Annotated in this window: 16 protein-coding genes; 10 read left to right on the forward strand and 6 right to left on the reverse strand. The window is 66.3% G+C overall.

Annotated elements, in window-relative coordinates; genetic code table 11:
- Nucleotides 1-177: 177 nt before the first annotated feature.
- Complete coding sequence (locus ACFVWG_RS13920; protein ID WP_391543605.1) at nucleotides 178-1119, reverse strand: zinc metalloprotease; 942 nt, start codon at nucleotides 1117-1119, stop codon at nucleotides 178-180.
- A gap of 330 nt (nucleotides 1120-1449) precedes the next feature.
- On the opposite strand from ACFVWG_RS13920, the gene ACFVWG_RS13925 reads away from it, so the two are divergent.
- The 10 genes from ACFVWG_RS13925 to ACFVWG_RS13970 all read left to right on the forward strand — a co-directional run bounded on the left by ACFVWG_RS13925 (nucleotide 1450) and on the right by ACFVWG_RS13970 (nucleotide 12822).
- Nucleotides 1450-2175 (forward strand): BPL-N domain-containing protein, encoded by a 726-nt coding sequence (locus tag ACFVWG_RS13925; protein WP_391543606.1) that lies wholly within the window; start codon nucleotides 1450-1452, stop codon nucleotides 2173-2175.
- A 60-nt stretch (nucleotides 2176-2235) separates the two neighbouring features.
- On the forward strand, nucleotides 2236-3591 hold the full coding sequence (locus ACFVWG_RS13930; RefSeq protein WP_391543607.1) for a glutamine synthetase family protein: 1356 nt from the start codon (nucleotides 2236-2238) through the stop codon (nucleotides 3589-3591).
- The gene (locus tag ACFVWG_RS13935) at nucleotides 3572-4297 is read left to right on the forward strand and encodes a gamma-glutamyl-gamma-aminobutyrate hydrolase family protein (protein WP_391543608.1); all 726 of its coding nucleotides are present in this window, start codon (nucleotides 3572-3574) and stop codon (nucleotides 4295-4297) included. Before ACFVWG_RS13930 ends, ACFVWG_RS13935 begins: the two co-directional genes overlap by 20 nt.
- Entirely contained in the window at nucleotides 4294-5628 is a 1335-nt protein-coding gene (locus ACFVWG_RS13940; RefSeq protein ID WP_391543609.1) for an aldehyde dehydrogenase family protein, read from the forward strand. The genes ACFVWG_RS13935 and ACFVWG_RS13940 overlap by 4 nt, the downstream gene beginning before the upstream one ends.
- A complete protein-coding gene (locus tag ACFVWG_RS13945; RefSeq protein WP_391543610.1) occupies nucleotides 5629-6408 on the forward strand; it encodes a 3-oxoacyl-ACP reductase in 780 nt (259 codons plus the stop codon).
- A gap of 9 nt (nucleotides 6409-6417) precedes the next feature.
- Entirely contained in the window at nucleotides 6418-7137 is a 720-nt protein-coding gene (locus ACFVWG_RS13950) for a FadR/GntR family transcriptional regulator (protein ID WP_391543611.1), read from the forward strand.
- Nucleotides 7138-7219: 82 nt separating this feature from the next.
- Nucleotides 7220-8743, forward strand: a complete 1524-nt coding sequence (locus ACFVWG_RS13955) for an amino acid permease (RefSeq protein ID WP_391543612.1) — start codon at nucleotides 7220-7222, stop codon at nucleotides 8741-8743.
- Nucleotides 8744-9029: 286 nt separating this feature from the next.
- On the forward strand, nucleotides 9030-10679 hold the full coding sequence (locus ACFVWG_RS13960) for a Mu transposase C-terminal domain-containing protein (protein WP_391543613.1): 1650 nt from the start codon (nucleotides 9030-9032) through the stop codon (nucleotides 10677-10679).
- Nucleotides 10680-10684: 5 nt separating this feature from the next.
- Nucleotides 10685-11590 carry a TniB family NTP-binding protein gene (locus ACFVWG_RS13965; protein WP_391543614.1) on the forward strand — a complete coding sequence of 302 codons (906 nt, stop codon included), beginning with the start codon at nucleotides 10685-10687 and terminating at the stop codon, nucleotides 11588-11590.
- A complete protein-coding gene (locus ACFVWG_RS13970; protein ID WP_391543615.1) occupies nucleotides 11587-12822 on the forward strand; it encodes a TniQ family protein in 1236 nt (411 codons plus the stop codon). The genes ACFVWG_RS13965 and ACFVWG_RS13970 overlap by 4 nt, the downstream gene beginning before the upstream one ends.
- A gap of 445 nt (nucleotides 12823-13267) precedes the next feature.
- Here ACFVWG_RS13970 and ACFVWG_RS13975 read toward each other — a convergent pair whose 3' ends face one another.
- From ACFVWG_RS13975 to ACFVWG_RS13995, 5 genes are all read right to left on the reverse strand, one after another.
- Nucleotides 13268-14131, reverse strand: coding sequence for a hypothetical protein (locus ACFVWG_RS13975; protein WP_391543616.1), 864 nt, complete (start codon nucleotides 14129-14131; stop codon nucleotides 13268-13270).
- 160 nt (nucleotides 14132-14291) lie between these two features.
- The gene (locus ACFVWG_RS13980) at nucleotides 14292-14861 is read right to left on the reverse strand and encodes an RNA polymerase sigma factor (RefSeq protein ID WP_391543617.1); all 570 of its coding nucleotides are present in this window, start codon (nucleotides 14859-14861) and stop codon (nucleotides 14292-14294) included.
- A 211-nt stretch (nucleotides 14862-15072) separates the two neighbouring features.
- The gene (locus ACFVWG_RS13985; protein WP_391543618.1) at nucleotides 15073-15423 is read right to left on the reverse strand and encodes a hypothetical protein; all 351 of its coding nucleotides are present in this window, start codon (nucleotides 15421-15423) and stop codon (nucleotides 15073-15075) included.
- Between the two features lie 61 nt (nucleotides 15424-15484).
- Nucleotides 15485-15925, reverse strand: a complete 441-nt coding sequence (locus ACFVWG_RS13990) for a hypothetical protein (protein WP_391543619.1) — start codon at nucleotides 15923-15925, stop codon at nucleotides 15485-15487.
- Between the two features lie 157 nt (nucleotides 15926-16082).
- Nucleotides 16083-16724, reverse strand: a complete 642-nt coding sequence (locus ACFVWG_RS13995; RefSeq protein WP_391543620.1) for a hypothetical protein — start codon at nucleotides 16722-16724, stop codon at nucleotides 16083-16085.
- Nucleotides 16725-16919: the final 195 nt, after the last annotated feature.

Consider the following 16919-nt stretch of genomic DNA (forward strand, 5'->3'; position numbering starts at 1 on the left):
CCTGCTTTTGTTTTTCCTGTGATAATCGCCCCCCCGCCTTTTTTTTGTTTGGTGTCGTTCGCTTTCAGTGGCCGCGCACCCACTGTTGCGGGGTTCCCCCAGGCCGTCAGAAGCAAACGCATCGGCGGCAGCCTAGACGCCCCAAAGGGCAAACCGCTATCTGGCGGCCTGTTCCGGTCAGGCCCGGTACGCCGTCCACATGTTGCTGATCCGGGTGCTCTGACCCGGGGTGAACTGGTTGTAGCAGGAGTCGTAGGAGTAGTCCATGTAGTTGTGGATCGGGTCCACGCCAGCCAGCGAGCAGGAATCCCGGCCGGTCGGGCAGCCGCTCGACGAGCTGCTCTGCGCGGGCGTGTCGCTGACCGAGTCGTTCGTGCTCGTGCAGCCACCCTGGAACGTGTGGTAGAGCCCGAACCAGTGCCCGGCCTCGTGGGTCGCGGTCTTGCCGAGGTTGTAGTTCGTCGCCGAACCACCCGGCAGTGAGGAGTACTGCACCCGGATCCCGTCGATGCTCGGGTTCGACGCGTAGTCCCACGGGAACGTCGCGATCCCCAGGTAGCTGAAGTCGAGCAGCCAGATGTTCAGCGCGTTCTTGCCACCCTTGCGGGTCTGCGCCCGGTACGTCGTGCTCTGGCCGTCGGTGTGCCACGTGTCGTTGTTGAACCGGTCGGTGCCGGCCAGCGTGAACGTGAACCCGGTGTTCGCCGCCTGACTCGACTCCCCGCCGCCGAAGTTGTCGTTCAGCTCGGCGATCTGCTGGTTGATCTGCGTCGCCGTGACATCGCCGGCACCGCTGCTGCTCCGCATCACATGGAAGTAGACGGGCACCGTCGCGGCCGCCAGCTTCCCAGCCTTCGGCGCCAACCCGCGCGCCGCCTTGGCCTTCAAGATCGCCGCCGTCTTGGCCTCGATCGACTGCTGCTCCGACGCGGAAAGGTCCCGGTGGTCCTTCCCGAACCCACCACGAGCAACCGGCCCCTCGGCCGGCGTCAAACACGGGTTAGCAGTGTGCTCGACCGGCAGCTGCGCGGTCGCCGTACCACCAAGCGGACTGAAAGCAAGCGCCCCACCGGCCAGCAACACGGCCAAGGCGCGGGGACGAGTGACGAAAGATCGCATAAAGCGTCCTCCAGAAGCGGGCCGCTGGGCGGTGCGGCCGAATCCCCCGATTTTCCGCACCACCCCGCACCGCGCATAGCGATTCCCTGACCGCTCAGTGTCACGGCACCACCACGCCGCCCACCTCCACGGCCGCGTAGGCCCCGACGCAGACTGAGGCCACCATGGAGATCAACCACGGCCTGCGACATGTACCGAAGGGCGGGTAGTAGTCGTCGCCGAGCGGCATCTGGGCGCGGTCGCACGTCGTGGCGGTCGCGGTTGGGCCGACCACTACCCGTCCGTTGGTACGCCGGATCGCCGACGCGAGGCCGTTAGGTTGGATGGGTGATGACTCGGCGGCGGTTCTCCGTGGTGGCCGCTGTTGCGGCGGTGGCGGCGGGGTGTGGGTGGCGGGAGCCGCGGCGGCGGGTGCTGGTTTATCGCGGGGTGGCTTCGGGGCCTGAGTTGTCGGAGGCGGCGGCTGCGTTGGTGCTGGCGTGGGATCGGTCGGCGAAGATCGTGTACGTCGGACCTGGCGAGAAGGTGAAGGTCACACCGGAGGTTTTGGCGGGGGCGGCGCTCTACGTGCAGCCGGGCGGCGGGCAGGACATCGCGGGTGCGTGGGACGACATCCGGGACACGGCGGACGCCGTACGGGACTGGGTGCGGGGCGGGGGCCGGTTCCTGGGGATTTGTATGGGTGCTTATCTGGCCGGATCCGAAGGGTTCGACCTGGTGCCGGCGACGACTGACGGCTACATCGACACGCCCGGCGCGACGGTGCAGGGCGAGGCGGACACGGTGATCGCGCTGACCTGGCGCGACAAACCACGTCACGTCTTCTTCCAGGACGGCACCGCCTTCATCGACCTCAAGCCGGACACGACCGTCATCGCGCGGTACGACAACGGCACGGTCGCCGCGCTCACTGCGCCGTACGGCGAGGGCCGGGTCGGCGTGGTCGGCCCGCACCCGGAGGCGGACCAGAGCTGGTACGACGACGCCGGGCTGACGAATCCCGACGGCGTGAAGTTTGATCTCGGCGTCGACCTGATCACGGCCACCCTGCATTGACATCTGCCCCGGCACTTGAGTCAATGGACCGTCGGTAGACCATTGGACTGAGGAGCCGCCGTGACCGGTCAGCTGGGTGTGCAGGAGCTTCGGGATCTGGTGGCGGGCGGCCAGGTGGATACCGTCCTGGTGGCGATCACCGACATGCAGGGGCGGTTGCAGGGGAAGCGGTGTGGCGCCCGGTACTTCGTGGAGGAGGTCCTCCCGCACGGGACCGAGGGCTGCAACTACCTGCTCGCGGTCGACGTCGACATGAACACGGTCGACGGGTACGCGATGTCGTCGTGGGAGCGCGGGTACGGCGACCTCGTGATGGCGCCGGATCTCGAGACGCTCAGGTTGGTCCCGTGGCTCGAGGGCACCGCGATGGTGCTGTGTGACGTGGAGTGGCTGGACGGTACGCCGGTCGTCGCCTCACCGCGCCAGGTCCTCCGCAAGCAGCTGGAGCGACTGGCGGCACGGGGGCTGGAGGCGTACGTCGGTACCGAGCTGGAGTTCATCGTCTTCGACGACACGTTCGAGGCGGCGTGGGACAAGCGCTACCAGGGCCTGACGCCCGGCAATCAGTACAACGTCGATTACTCGCTCCTCGGCACCAGCCGGGTCGAGCCGCTGCTGCGCGCGATCCGCAACGGGATGACCGGCGCCGGCCTGTACGTCGAGTCGGCCAAGGGCGAGTGCAATTTCGGGCAGCACGAGATCGTGTTCCGGTACGACGACGCGCTCACAACGTGTGACAACCACTCGGTCTACAAGACCGGGGCGAAGGAGATCGCCGCCCAGCACGGCAAGAGCCTGACGTTCATGGCGAAGTACGACGAGCGCGAGGGCAACTCGTGCCATATCCACGTGAGTTTCCGGTCGGCCGACGGAGACGCCGTACTCGCGGGGGATCGTGACCATGGCTTCTCGGAGCTGATGGAGCGGTTCATCGCCGGCCAGCTCGCGTGCCTTTCGGAGTTCACCTACCTGCTGGCGCCGAACATCAACTCCTACAAGCGTTTCGTCGCTGGCAGCTTCGCGCCGACCGCTGTTGCGTGGGGCGTCGACAACCGGACCTGTTCGCTCAGAGTTGTCGGCCATGGCGAGTCGCTGAGAGTGGAAAACCGCCTGGCCGGCGGTGACGTGAACCCGTACCTGGCCGTCGCCGCGATCATCGCGGCCGGTCTGCATGGGATCGAGAACGAGCTGGAGCTCGAGCCCCTGCTCGAGGGCAACGCCTATGCGTCCGACAAAGAGCACGTGCCGTCCACGCTACGAGAAGCAGCGGCGTTGTTCACCGGCTCGGTCATTGCTCGCGAGGCCTTCGGCGACGAGATGGTCGACCACTACACGAACGCAGCCCGCGTAGAGCTCGACGCGTACGACGCCGCTGTCACCGACTGGGAGCGGATCCGTGGTTTCGAACGCCTCTGACGCCCGACGGCCGCGGATCGGGATCACCACGTATCTCGAACCGACCGTCTGGGGTGTGTGGCAGCGTGAAGCTGCCCTCCTGCCCCGCGTCTACCTCGACGCGGTCGCCAAGGCCGGCGGCGTACCGATCCTGCTGCCACCCGTTGGCACCGACCCGTCCGTGCTCGACATCCTCGACGGGCTGGTGATCGCGGGCGGCTGCGACGTCGACCCCGCCGCGTACGACGCGACTCCGCATCCGGAGACCGTCGACACCCGGCCGGGCCGCGACGCGCATGAGGTGGTGCTGATTCAGGCGGCGCTCGATGCCGACCTGCCGCTGCTCGCGATCTGCCGAGGTCTGCAGGTGCTCAACGTCGCGCTCGGCGGCACGCTTCACCAGCACCTGCCCGATCTGATCACGAGCGACGAGCACCGCCCGTCACCCGCGGTCTTCGGGCGCACCGAGGTCAAGGTCGAACCGGGCAGCCTGACCGAACGCCTCCTGGGGGATCGCAGCAGCGTGCACTGCTACCACCACCAGGCGCTCGACGCCGTCGCTCCCGCGCTGACAGTGACCGCGCGCGCCGGTGACGGAACCGTCGAGGCGGCCGAGGTCGACGGGCACGCGTTCGCGCTCGGCGTGCAGTGGCACCCGGAGGAGAACCCCGAGGATCTGCGCTTGTTCACCGCGCTGATCGATGCATCCAGGAGACAGCAGTCATGACGTACGACGTGATCAACCCGGCGACCGAGAAGGTCATCCGCCCGATCGAACTCGCCACCGAGGCGCAGGCCGACGCTGCGATCGCGAGAGCCGCCAAAGCCTTCGAGACCTGGCGAAACGTCACGCCGGCCGACCGTGGTCGGCTCCTCAGAAGCTTCGCCGACGCGGTCGACGCCGACCTCGAATACCTCGCAGCGTTGGAGGTTGAGAACGCCGGTCACACCATCGGCAACGCCCGCTGGGAAGCCGGCAACGTCCGCGACGTCCTCACCTACTACTCCGCTGCCCCGGAACGCCTGCTCGGCCAGCAGATTCCCGTTGCCGGGGGCATCAATATCACCTTCCAGGAAGCGCTCGGCGTCGTCGGCGTCATCGTCCCGTGGAACTTCCCGATGCCCATTGCAGGCTGGGGTTTCGCCCCGGCCCTTGCCGCCGGCAACACAGTCGTCCTCAAGCCTGCTGAGCTCACACCACTGACCGCGATCCGCCTTGGTGAGCTAGCGCTCGAAGCCGGTCTGCCGCCAGGCGTTTTCGAGGTCATCCCCGGCGAAGGTAAGGTCGTCGGTCAACGGTTCGTCACCAACCCCGCCGTACGGAAGGTCGTCTTCACCGGCTCGACCACCGTCGGGAAGCAGATCATGGCCGGCTGCGCGGACCAGGTGAAGCGCGTGACGCTCGAGCTCGGTGGTAAGTCCGCCAACGTCGTCTTCGCTGATGCGGACCTCGAGAAGGCCGCGGCCCAGGCGCCGTACGGGGTCTTCGACAACGCCGGCCAGGATTGCTGTGCTCGCTCCCGCATCCTGGTCGAGCGCAGCGTTCACGACCGCTTCCTGGAGCTTCTCGAACCGGCCGTGAAGAACTTCAAGGTCGGGGACCCGACGGACCCTGCGACCGAGATGGGCCCGCTGATCTCCCAACGGCAGCACGACCGCGTGACGTCGTACGTCGAGAATCCCTTGTTCCAAGGGGATGCGCCGAGCGGCCCTGGGTTCTGGTTCCCGCCGACCGTACTCGATTACGTCGTACCGGATGAGATCTTCGGCCCGGTCGTCAGCGTCATCCCGTTCGAGGACGAGGCCGACGCGCTGCGGCTCGCCAACGACTCCCAGTACGGCTTGTCCGGGTCGATCTGGACCCGCGACGTCGGTCGCGCCATCAGGGTCAGCCGCGGTGTCGAGGCCGGCAACCTGTCGGTCAACTCGAACTCGTCCGTGCGGTACTCGACACCGTTCGGCGGTTACAAGCAGTCCGGGCTCGGCCGCGAGCTCGGTCCGGACGCGCTGGCCGCGTTCACCGAAACCAAGAACATCTTCATCAGCACGGAGGACTGAATGACTGACGTCAAGGCGAGCCGCCTCGAGGGGCGCGTCGCGGTGGTGACCGGCGGTGCGAGCGGGATCGGTCTGGCGACGGTACGCCGGTTCGCCGCGGAAGGCGCCAAGGTCGTGATCGGCGATGTCGACCCCGCCGCCGGGAAGGCCGCGGCGGACGAGGTCGGCGGGCTGTTCGTCGCCACCGATGTCACCGACGCGGCCGCGGTCGACAACCTGTTCCAGCAGGCGTTCGACACCTATGGCAGCGTCGACATCGCGTTCAACAACGCGGGGATCTCGCCGCCGGACGACAACTCGATCCTGGACACCGGGCTCGAGGCCTGGCGACGGGTCCAGGAGGTCAATCTGACCTCGGTGTACCTGTGCTGCAAGGCGGCGATCCCGTACATGCAGCGCCAGGGCAAGGGTTCCATCATCAACACCGCGTCCTTCGTCGCGGTGATGGGCGCGGCCACGTCGCAGATCTCGTACTCCGCTTCCAAGGGTGGTGTGCTCGCGATGAGCCGCGAGCTGGGTGTCGAATTCGCCCGGCAGGGGATCCGGGTCAACGCGCTCTGCCCGGGGCCGGTGAACACGCCGCTGCTGACCGAACTGTTCGCCAAGGACCCGGAGCGGGCCGAACGTCGGCTGGTCCACGTGCCGATGGGCCGCTTCGGCGAGCCGGAGGAGATCGCCGCCGCGGTCGCGTTCCTGGCCAGCGACGATTCGTCGTTCATCACCGCCAACACGTTCCTCGTCGACGGCGGCATCTCCGGCGCCTACGTGACCCCGCTCTAAGCTCAGCCCATGGTTACGCCTGCAGACGATGCCGTGTTCCGGCCGGTCCGGACCGGGAACCCGTTCGAGGAGACAGTCGAGCGCTTGCTGCAGGCAATCAAGCTGGGTGTGGTGAGGCCGGGTGACCGGTTGCCGGCCGAGCGGGATCTCGCGACCCGCCTGAACGTCAGCCGGGTCACCCTGCGGGAGGCGATCCACGCGCTCACCGAGGCCGGGTACGTCGAGTCCCGCCGCGGCCGGTACGGCGGGACGTTCGTCAACGAGCAGTTGCCGAAACCCCGTCGTACACCGGCCAAACGGATCGCCCGCGAGCTGGGTGAGGGACTCGACGACGCCCTCGTTCTGCGGATCGCCTTGGAGACCGGCGCGGCCGAAGTCGCCGCCAACCGCACTCTCACCGCGGCCGAGGAGGGGCATCTCCGGCAGTGCCTGGCCGACTCCAAGGCCGCGAAACTGACCGACTACCGGCGGTTCGACTCTCGCCTGCATCTCGCGATCGCCGAGGTCACCGGCTCGGCCTCGCTGACCTCGGCCACGGCCGACGTACGGATGCGGTTGAACGAGCTGCTCGACGCAATCCCTTTGCTGGAACGAAATCTCGAGCACTCCAACGAGCAGCACCAGGCGATCGTCGACGCGATTCTGGCCGGCGACGCGCCCGCCGCGCGCGCCGCCATGCGGGAACACCTGTCCGGTACGGCGGTGCTGTTGCGTGGCTTCCTCGCCTGATCCATTGACACCAATGGTCTTCCGCTAGACCATTGAGGGCGCCTCTCGTGCAGTTCCCCGCCGCGTCGCCGAGGAGGACCCTGTGAGCCAAGACAAGACCCCGATGACCGATGACGAGCAACGCCTGCATCAGCTCGGGTACGCCCAGGAGCTGTCGCGGACGATGTCCGGCTTCTCGAACTTCGCCGTGTCGTTCACGATCATCTCGATCCTGTCCGGCTGCCTGACGCTGTACGGGTTCGGGATGAACACCGGCGGTCCGGCGATGATCGTCTGGGGCTGGCCGTTCGTCGGCCTGATGACGTTGTTCGTGGGTCTGGCGATGGCGGAGGTCTGCTCGAGCTACCCGACCGCGGGCGGTCTGTACTACTGGGCCGCCAAGCTCGCCCCGTCGAACGGACCGGCCTGGGCCTGGTTCACCGGCTGGTTCAACTTCCTCGGTCAGGTCGCGGTGACAGCCGGTATCGACTTCGGCGCGGCGTTCTTCCTGAACGCCTTCCTCGACCTGCAGTTCGGCATCAGCGCATCACCCGGCCACACGATCCTGCTGTTCGGGCTCATCCTGCTGGTGCACGCGCTGCTCAACTCGCTCGGCGTGAAGCTGGTTGCCCGGCTGAACGACATCAGCGTGTGGTGGCACATCGTCGGCGTGCTGTTCATCGTCGGTGCGCTCGTGATCATCCCGGACAAGCACCAGTCGGCTGGTTTCGTCTTCGGCCACTTCGTCAACAACACCGGCTGGGGTTCCACCTTCTACGTCGGCCTGCTCGGCCTGCTGCTCGCGCAGTACACCTTCACCGGGTACGACGCCTCCGCGCACATGACCGAGGAGACCCACGACGCGGCCCGCTCCGGCCCGCGTGGCATCGTGATGTCGATCCTGGTCTCGCTCGCCGCCGGCTGGGTGCTGCTGATCGGTCTGACGTTCGCGATCCAGAGTTACGAGGGCACCCTCGACAGCGCTACCGGCGTACCGCCTGCGCAGATCTTCATCGATGCGGTCGGCGCGACGCTGGGCAAGATCCTGCTGCTCGTCGTGATCGGCGCGCAGCTGTTCTGCGGGATGTCGTCGGTGACCGCGAACTCGCGGATGATCTACGCCTTCTCCCGCGACAACGCGCTGCCCGGCTCGTCGCTCTGGCACAAGATCAACCAGAAGACCCGCACACCAACCAATGCGATCTGGCTGGCCGCCGGTGGCGCCTTCGTGCTCGGCCTGCCGTACCTGTGGAACACCACCGCGTACGCCGCTGTCACGTCGATCGCGGTGATCGGCCTCTACATCGCCTATGTGCTGCCGACCCTGCTCCGCCTGATCCAGGGCAACAACTTCCAGCCCGGACCGTGGTCCCTCGGCCGGTGGAGCCGCCCGATCGGCGTCATCGCGATCGTCTGGGTGGTCTTCATCACCATCCTGTTCATGCTGCCGCAGGTCAGCCCGGTCACCGGGAGCAACTTCAACTACACCCCGATCGCGGTGCTCGTCGTGCTCGGCTTCGCGACCACCTACTGGTTCGCCTCCGCCCGCCGCTGGTTCACCGGCCCCAAGGTCCAGGGCTCCGAGGCCGAGCTGGCCGCCATCGAGCGCGACCTCGACATCCTGTAAACCCCACACCCGCCCCCGCCCGCAGCCCCCGCCCGCCCCGGCTGCGGCCCCCGGCCACCACTAGTGGCCGGAGACAGTTACTTGGGGCCGGGGACCTGTGGTGCTGTCGATGTTCGAAGTCGTCTGCACAGATCTACCGCTCCGAAGTGGCCGCTTTGCAGACGACTTCGAGTCATTGCGATGTACCGAAGTCGTCTGCACTGACCGTGCGAGTCATCAGGGTGTACCGAAGCCGTCTGCACTAGCGTCACGAGCTCGGTAGTTGCTTCGGGCATGGAGACGGCGCGTGGGCGAGAGCGAAGTATCTGAACGCGGCGTACTGACCGCGTCTGACGAGCTGTGGGAGACCGCCGTACGGCAAGCCGCGGTGATCAGCCGCCTGGCCGCGCTCGACGCGGCCAGCGTGACCGCTGTGGACGAGGCCGCGACCGAGCTCGGGCTGTCGCGGCGCCAGGTCTACGCGCTGCTGGGCCGGTGGCGTACCGGCGGCGGGGTGGTGTCGGACCTGCTGCCGGGCCGATCCACCGGTGGCCGCGGCGGGAGCCGTCTTCCCGACGATGTCGAGGTGATCGTCCAGCAGGTGCTGCAGGCGCGGTATCTCACCTGTCAGCGCCGCTCGGTGGCGGCGATCTGCCGTGAGATCACCAGGCTGTGCAGGGTCCGCGGCCTGAAAGTACCGTCGCGCGGTACGGTGCTGCGACGAGTCGCGCAGCTGGATCCACTGAAGGCTACGCAGGCGCGGCAGGGACGTGACGCTGCCCGGACAAAGCAGTCGGCCGGCGGTGCACCGCCACCGATCACGCAGCTGCTGCAGCAAGTCCAGATGGACCACACACCGGTCGACGTGATCGTGGTCGACGAACGGCATCGGCTTCCAATCGGCCGCCCGTACGTGACGGTGGCGATCGACGTGGCGAGCCGTTGCATCGTCGGCCTGGTGGTCACGCTCGAAGCTCCTTCGGCGACGTCGGTCGGCCTGTGCTTGGCGCGGATGGTGACGAACAAGCAGGCCTGGCTGGAGCAGTTGGGCGTCGATGCGGTGTGGCCGATGGGTGGGAAGCCGTACGAGCTATACGTGGACAACGCCTCGGAGTTCAAGAGCGAGGCGCTGCGCCGGGGTTGTGAGCAGCACGGCATCGAGGTGTCGTACCGGCCGCCGGGGTTGCCGCATTTCGGCGGGATCGTGGAGCGGGTGATCGGCACGATGATGCGCCTGGTCCACGACGAGCTGCCCGGTACGACGTTCTCCAACGTCGCTGAGCGCGGCGCCTATGACTCCGATGGCCGCGCGGTCATGACGATGACCGAGCTGAACGCATGGCTGGTGCTGGCGGTTGCCAACTACCACGGCCAGATCCACGACGGCCTGAGCCGGACACCGGCCGCGGTCTGGACCGAGCTCGCGCAGCGGGACGGCACGCCGGGCATGGTGTCGAACGAGACCGCGTTCCTGATCGATTTCCTGCCGGTCATCCGGCGCACCATCACGCGCAGCGGCTTCCTGGTCGACCACGTGCAGTACTACTGCGACGCGCTCAAGCCGTGGATTGCTCAGCGCGCCCAGCTCGGGAAGTTCGTGCTGCGCCGGGATCCGCGCGACATCTCCCGGATCTGGGCACTGGATCCAGACGGTACGACGTACCTGCCGGTGCCGTACCGGATCCTGTCGCGGCCGCCGATCAGCATCTGGGAGCAGCAGGCCGCGATCAGCCGCCTGCGTGAGCAGGGCCGCGCCGACGTCGACGAGCAGGCCCTGTTCGCGACGGTGGCCCAGATGCGCGACATCACCGACACGGCCGCAGCGACGACCCGCAAGGCGCGGCGGGACCGGGAGCGGCGTACCGCCGTAACGGCTGCCATCGCCCCGGTCGTACTGCCACCGGCAGACACCCCGCCAAGCGCGGTCAAGCCGTTCGAGGTGATCGAGCAGTGGTGACCGCAATGGAGGCAGGCGGTTTCAATCTGAGTCACCTGCACGAGTCGGTGCGGCCGATCGCCGAACTTCCGGCAGGTGAGCGGCTGGAGTATGTCCGGGCCGATCGCTGGATCGGCTATCCGGCCGCCAACGAGGCACTGCAGCGGCTGGAGACGCTGCTGACGTGGCCGGCCAAGCAGCGAATGCCGAACCTGCTGCTGATCGGCCCGACGAACAACGGCAAGTCAATGATCATCGAGAAGTTCCGCCGCGACCACCCGGTCATCTCGCACACCGACCGCGAGGAGATCGCGGTACTGGCGCTGCAGATGCCGTCGAATCCTTCGGTGACCCGGTTCTACAGCACGATCTTGACCGCGCTGGGCGCACCGCTGCGCAAGACCTACCAGATCGCCCATCTGGAACAGGTCGTGCTGCAGCTGCTGCGCGGTGCCGGGGTAAGGATGCTCGTCATCGACGAGCTGCACAACGTCTTCGGCGGCACCAGTGACCGGCGACGCGAGTTCCTGAACCTGCTGCGGTTCCTCGGCAACGAGCTGCGGATCCCGCTGGTCGGTGTCGGTACCCACGAGGCGTACCTCGCGATCCGGGCCGACGACCAGCTGGAGAACCGGTTCGCACCCCTGGCATTGTCGCGGTGGGAGCCGACCGCCGAGGCGTGCTCGCTCATGGCCAGCTTCGCCGCATCGTTCCCGCTGCACCGGCCGTCGCCGATCGCCACACCGGACATGACGTCGTACCTGCTGACCCGCTGCGAAGGAACGATCGGCGAACTCGCCACGCTTCTGACCGAAGCCGCGACGGTCGCGATCGTCACCGGTGAGGAATCGATCAACCAGACAACACTGCAGCAGGCGGCCTACGCCGGACCGACTGAACGGCGCCGCCTGTTCGAGCGCGAGCTCACATGACCTACCCCTCCGCTGACACGGTGCCGGTGCGATGGCCGCTGCATCCACCGCCCGATCAGCTGGAGTCGCTGTCGTCGTGGCTGGACCGGATCGCGGTGCTGTACCGGCTGACGACCGAGCAACTGATCGGGCCACAGAACCTGCCCGTCGCTCAGCCGTACACGGCCTACCGCCTCGACGTCGACCCGCCACCAGCAGTACTGGCCGCGCTGAGCAAGCGCACCGGCGTACCGGTCGAGCGGCTGCAGGCGATGACGCTGGCCGGGTGGGTACCGTGCCTGAGCGACGAGCTCCCGCCCGTGCGAAGCAACCGCGTGCTGCAGGTGTTCTACAACTACATCCGGGACAACCCGGTGTTGTTCCCGCTCGGCGAATCCCGCATCTACGACCCCGAGGGCCGCTCCCGCCGGTGGGCTGGGCCGTGGCAACCGCCGAAGCCGCTCAACCGCACCTGCCCCGTCTGCCTGACCGAGCCCGGCCGGGGCCAACACTTGATGTGGCGGCTTCCGCTGCAGCTCGGCTGCGGCGTGCACGGCTGCTACCTCGATGACCTGTACGAGGCGACTTACCACTCCCTCCTGCACGACGGCCGGCCGATGCCACCACGACCGCTCCCCGAACCACTGGCCACGCTTGAGCGGTACACCCACAGCGCCCTCACCACAGGCTTCGTGGACCTGCCCGGCCGGGCAGTGCCTGCTGCGGTGTGGTTCCGCCTCCTACGTGCGCTGCTCGACGAGGTCAGCCTCGCGGCCTCGACTCTCCACACCCGGCCACGGGCAACCCTGACCAAGATCTGGGAAACCACCGGCCTGCCGCCGCGCGCCGGCCTGAACGTCTGGACGCCGTACGAGGTGCTGGATCCTGAGCAGCAGCACGCCATGATGACCGCGGCAGCGACAGCTCTCGACCTGGCAGCCCGCGGCGACATCGTCGCCGAAGGCCGGCTCGGCTCCGCGATCCAGCCACCAGCCCCCCGCCACGTCTACAGCGGTGACAAGCCTGCCCCGCGCCGCCGTACGGCGTGGGACGACCTTCTGGCCGAAGCCGAGAAGCTCCTGCAGCTGGCGAAGACCGATCCGGACGTCGCACGCGACGTACTGCAGATGCTCACCAGGAAGTGCCGGACCCTGGATCGATTCGAGGAGCAGCGCAGCTTCCTGTTCGGCGCCGGGGTCCCGACGCAGTTCCTACCCAGTGCGGCCGACATTGCCCGCACCGATCTGACCTGAGCGACTAAGAGCGGTCGGGACGTCCGGCCGGTAAGGGGCTTGAGCAGCATCGGAGCGGCCAGCGGCGTTAGTGAACCGTAGCGGGCGGAGTTACCGGCGCCGCTAATGGGTCCGACGCTGCTTAAGCCCCCGTTCTCGCCGCAGCCAACAAGGATGACCGGAAGACGCTGTCGGGCTGGGTGCAGGTCGGTGCAACAGAGTGGACAGCGCACTGTCGTCTACGCGGCTAACCGGGCGGGGGCCACTCCCCCCGGATGTGCGGACGCTGATACAACTCCCGTCCGTTCACTGGCAGATCGCAAAGCCGAATGAACGACGAACGAGCAAGTTTCTCTTCTCCGGGAGAAGTACTACAAGAGCATCGTCGTGGGGAGAGATTCGGCTGCCGCTGACCTTCGGCGGCAGCCGGCGCGGTTGACGTGTTCCGCCAGCCTACGGGCCGCTGTTAGCGGTAGGTGGCTGAAAGGTAGAGCGTGTAGGAGATCGTTGCCGGGATGGCGACGTTGAGTTTTCCCGCATCGCGAGTAAGTACCTGTTCGTAGGACAAGAGGTCACCTTCAGGACTGATCAGCAGCAGATGCTGTGTGGGAAGGCCCGCACGGTCACTATCGTGAGCGAATCCGTAGGCTTTCCGGCCAGCCCGATCGATGGTGGCCCCCATGAAGCGGACATCGTTCCGGGAGGCGAGCTCATCCATCAGAGCCGCGCGCTGTGCTGGCTCCAGCACTGCGGAGCCTAGGTTTTCCGCGATCCCGTTCAAGAGCATGTCTGTCGATCGGTCTGGTTGACGGGTGAATAGCTTGTTGAGGAACGCGTCCGTGCCGAGAGCGGGCCGGGTGTACCAGGCCGCCGTCTCGGCGGGGGTGGGACTGGTGGTCGTCTGGCTGCCTGGGTCGTCTCCGGCAGCGCTGTCGGTCCAGGTTTTGCGGTCAGCTTCGTTCGCGAAATGCGGGCTCTGGCCCACGGTCGTCGTGCGCGTCGTGCCAGTACCGTCTGAGCCGATTTCAATGTCGGTGGTGATTTTCTTGGAGAACCAGGCGCTGATGGCAGCGTCCTTGGCGGTTTCACTGGTGCTCAGCGAGTAGCCCTCGGTTGTGAAGATGCCGCCGTGCCGGCGTGTGGCTTGGGGAGTTGCGGGCTGTTTGCGGAGTTCGGCGGCCATCGACCGTAGGACCTCGCCGCTGCTCCGCGCGTCGGTGGTGAAGGTGAGCGTCGGGGGTGTCGCTGCTTTGGCTTGGGGGGTGGAAGCTGGGATCAGGGCAGGGATGGCGACTGCGAGCGCTGCGATCCCGACTGCCGCGATCAGCACGGGGCGTACAAGCCGGCGCGGGCGTCGCTGCCGAGGCGGGTTGAGCGGCGAGGATGCGATCGTCAACTGGCGTGCACGTTCGCGAAGGACGTCAGTGCTGGGTGTCGCCGGGGTCTCCTGGGCTGGGTCGATCGATTGAATCAGGTCAGCGACAGAGTGGTCAGTTGGCTTCATCAGTGTGCACAGCCTTTCCCAGTCCAGTACGGACCAGTGCGTCGGACGTCGGGTCATGATCCGCAACGGAGTACTGCGCAAGGAACCGGCGCCGTGCGCGATAGAGCCGCACTGCCGCAGTCGTGGCGCTACAGCCCAGAGCCCTGCCCAGATCAGCGGTGGCCAGCCCCTCCCACGCCCACAGCAGCAGGATCTCGCGGTCTCTCTGCCGCAAGCTTGCAAGGGCTCGGCGAACTTCGACGGCGTCTACGACGCCAGCGGCCAAATCCTCATGTACGGCTGGCTCTCGGGCGATCCGATGTGCGAGGACCTCGCCGCTCTTTTCCCTGCGCGAACGCTCAAGCAGCAAGTTCCGAGCGACTCCGTAGAGCCACGGCAGCTCGCGCAGCCTCGGTACGTCGCTCCAGCGCCGCCAGGCAATCAGATACACCTCGTTCGCGAGGTCTTCGGCCATATCTGCCCCGCAGCGCCTCCGCAGGTACTTGAGCACGGCCGGCCACGTCTCGGCGTAGAGACGGCAGAACGCATCCTGAGGTGCTTCCTCCGTGTTCGTCACACCCTCCTATGACTCCCCGACCCCAACTCATTACACCTACCGCGACACATTCGTCGTGACCACGCGTCACCAGCGGAGCGGCTGTCCACCAAGGAGCCGCTCAGACCTGATCCGGCTCGTGGTGCGGGGCCGCTCAGGAGGCCATATGCCGCGAACGCCAAAAGAGGGACTGGCATGTCTAGAAAGCCAGCCCCTCCCCTCATTCGTGCGGCTAGGAGAAGCGCGTCAACGGTGCGCTGTACTCGAACTCACCATTCCCGTATCGCATGGTCAGCGTTCCGCCTGACAGGAGCGGCGCGCTGTCGTGATCGACCTCAGCTTGTAGCAACCAGGTGAAGCCGCCTCGGGGTGCGGAGCCCATGACGTACGAGAAGCCGTCGATCCTGAACCCCTCGCTGCCGTCAATCGTGATTGAGGGGCGTTGCGCCGAAGGCGCTTCTCCTTCAACCACTACTGCGATGAAGAGCAGCGTCCGGCTCGGGCTGAGCCACAGGCCCGTGTGGAAGACCGGGGAACCTTCTCTGGCGGCACCTGCGTGATCTGGAGCCAGCAGTGCAGTCATGCCTGCACTCTCACCGACTGACATGAGTTCCTCCATCGACGTAACCGATCCGGCTGAGCACTTACCTTAAGGCGTAACAGGGCAGTGTGCGCCTTGGTGTTGTGTAGAGCTTTTCCTGTCCGGCTATCTGAAGCTGGTAGGTCACGTAATAGGTCGTGGACGCCGTCGTCGTGCAGTTGTTACTTCCGAAGCCGAGGTAGGGAGCAGTGTCAACACCGCCGTGCCCACCATCGACTACTCTCTCCGGTCCGCCGCTCGTCACACGCTGGAGGCGGCCGGCAAAGCTGTAGTCCTTGCCGGTGTTGCATTTGTATTTGATGAATGCTGCTACCCAACGGCCATACTGATCAGACTCCCACTGGACATAGTCGTCAATCACAGAACATCCAGGGAACGACGGCGCTGCCGCATGGGCTTGCGTTGGAAATACCGCAGAGATACCGACGGCTACTGCGGTAACAGTCATCGCGCCCACGGAGGCGCGCCATCTCTTGTTCTTCATTCCTGCCTCCTAGCTGCCCGGGATATGCAAGTGATCCCGATGATTCTGTGACGTTCATTCACGACAGGCCGGGTATTCTCGGTCTGCATCGTCGGACTCCCAGGGAAGCGGGGCGGAAAATATCGCTCCGTGGGCGACAAACTATTCTGCTTCCTCGTTAGCATCTAATGTCGATGTAGTCCGCCTTGTTGTCATTCGCGGGAGTGACTTGAGAGCTCTTGCTATGGCTAGGCTCCTCCCACAGCAGCACCAGCGACCCGGTCGTCGTGAAGTTGCTGACATGAACCTTCTTGCCGGTCGTGTTGACCCAGGACGACGTCTTGTCACGGAAGTTGTAGGTATTGAGGTCGCGGCCGCCGCACTCATTGAACTGAAGCCGCCGGCCGTTGGTTCCTTCGTTGAAGTTCGCGAACTCGTACACGCAGTTCCACTGTGTGAAGTCGCCGTAGGGGCAGCCATTCACATCTGACGTCACAGCATCAGGCGCGGCAACTTTCGAAGAAGCGGGAGAGCCTGTCCTCCCTGGGATGTTGAATGTCACGATGGCATGGCCGCCGTCGTAGGCAACTTCGTTCTGACTGATCTGCCGGCCGCCTGGGGCGGCAGCAATCTGCTGGTCGATCTGGCGCTGGAGCTCCATCGCCTGGCCTGGGGTCAGGGAGAACCGGGGGAAGAGGTCGCTTGAGGCCGACGACGGCCCCTCAGGGGCCGGGTGGGCCTGTGCCGGACTTGCGGTGATAAGCATGGCCGTGGCCAAAAACGCGGCCGCAGCCGTTTTGGCCAGCCGGTTGATGTACATGGGTCTAGCTCCGTTCGTAGGGGCGGATCTACAGCTCCCGACTGTTTCAAGCCCGACGACGACCGCGCATCCCGAAGATTGGCAAATCTCAAGGCTTCTGGACCAGGCAGGGGCTCCGAGTGCAAGGACGGACCCATACAACCCATACATGACAGCGTTGTACGGGTTGTACCTGTTCAATCCGCTGCACATACG

Source organism: Kribbella sp. NPDC058245 (genome assembly GCF_042882005.1).
GTDB lineage: Bacteria > Actinomycetota > Actinomycetes > Propionibacteriales > Kribbellaceae > Kribbella.

Excerpts from the sequence above, each read along its gene's own strand:
- ACFVWG_RS13920 (WP_391543605.1), bottom strand. The coding sequence starts at position 1,119 with ATGCGATCTTTCGTCACTCGTCCCCGCGCCTTGGCCGTGTTGCTGGCC.
- ACFVWG_RS13925 (WP_391543606.1), top strand. The coding sequence starts at position 1,450 with ATGACTCGGCGGCGGTTCTCCGTGGTGGCCGCTGTTGCGGCGGTGGCG.
- ACFVWG_RS13940 (WP_391543609.1), top strand. The coding sequence starts at position 4,294 with ATGACGTACGACGTGATCAACCCGGCGACCGAGAAGGTCATCCGCCCG.
- ACFVWG_RS13945 (WP_391543610.1), top strand. The coding sequence starts at position 5,629 with ATGACTGACGTCAAGGCGAGCCGCCTCGAGGGGCGCGTCGCGGTGGTG.
- ACFVWG_RS13950 (WP_391543611.1), top strand. The coding sequence starts at position 6,418 with ATGGTTACGCCTGCAGACGATGCCGTGTTCCGGCCGGTCCGGACCGGG.
- ACFVWG_RS13965 (WP_391543614.1), top strand. The coding sequence starts at position 10,685 with ATGGAGGCAGGCGGTTTCAATCTGAGTCACCTGCACGAGTCGGTGCGG.
- ACFVWG_RS13970 (WP_391543615.1), top strand. The coding sequence starts at position 11,587 with ATGACCTACCCCTCCGCTGACACGGTGCCGGTGCGATGGCCGCTGCAT.
- ACFVWG_RS13985 (WP_391543618.1), bottom strand. The coding sequence starts at position 15,423 with ATGACTGCACTGCTGGCTCCAGATCACGCAGGTGCCGCCAGAGAAGGT.
- ACFVWG_RS13990 (WP_391543619.1), bottom strand. The coding sequence starts at position 15,925 with ATGAAGAACAAGAGATGGCGCGCCTCCGTGGGCGCGATGACTGTTACC.
- ACFVWG_RS13995 (WP_391543620.1), bottom strand. The coding sequence starts at position 16,724 with ATGTACATCAACCGGCTGGCCAAAACGGCTGCGGCCGCGTTTTTGGCC.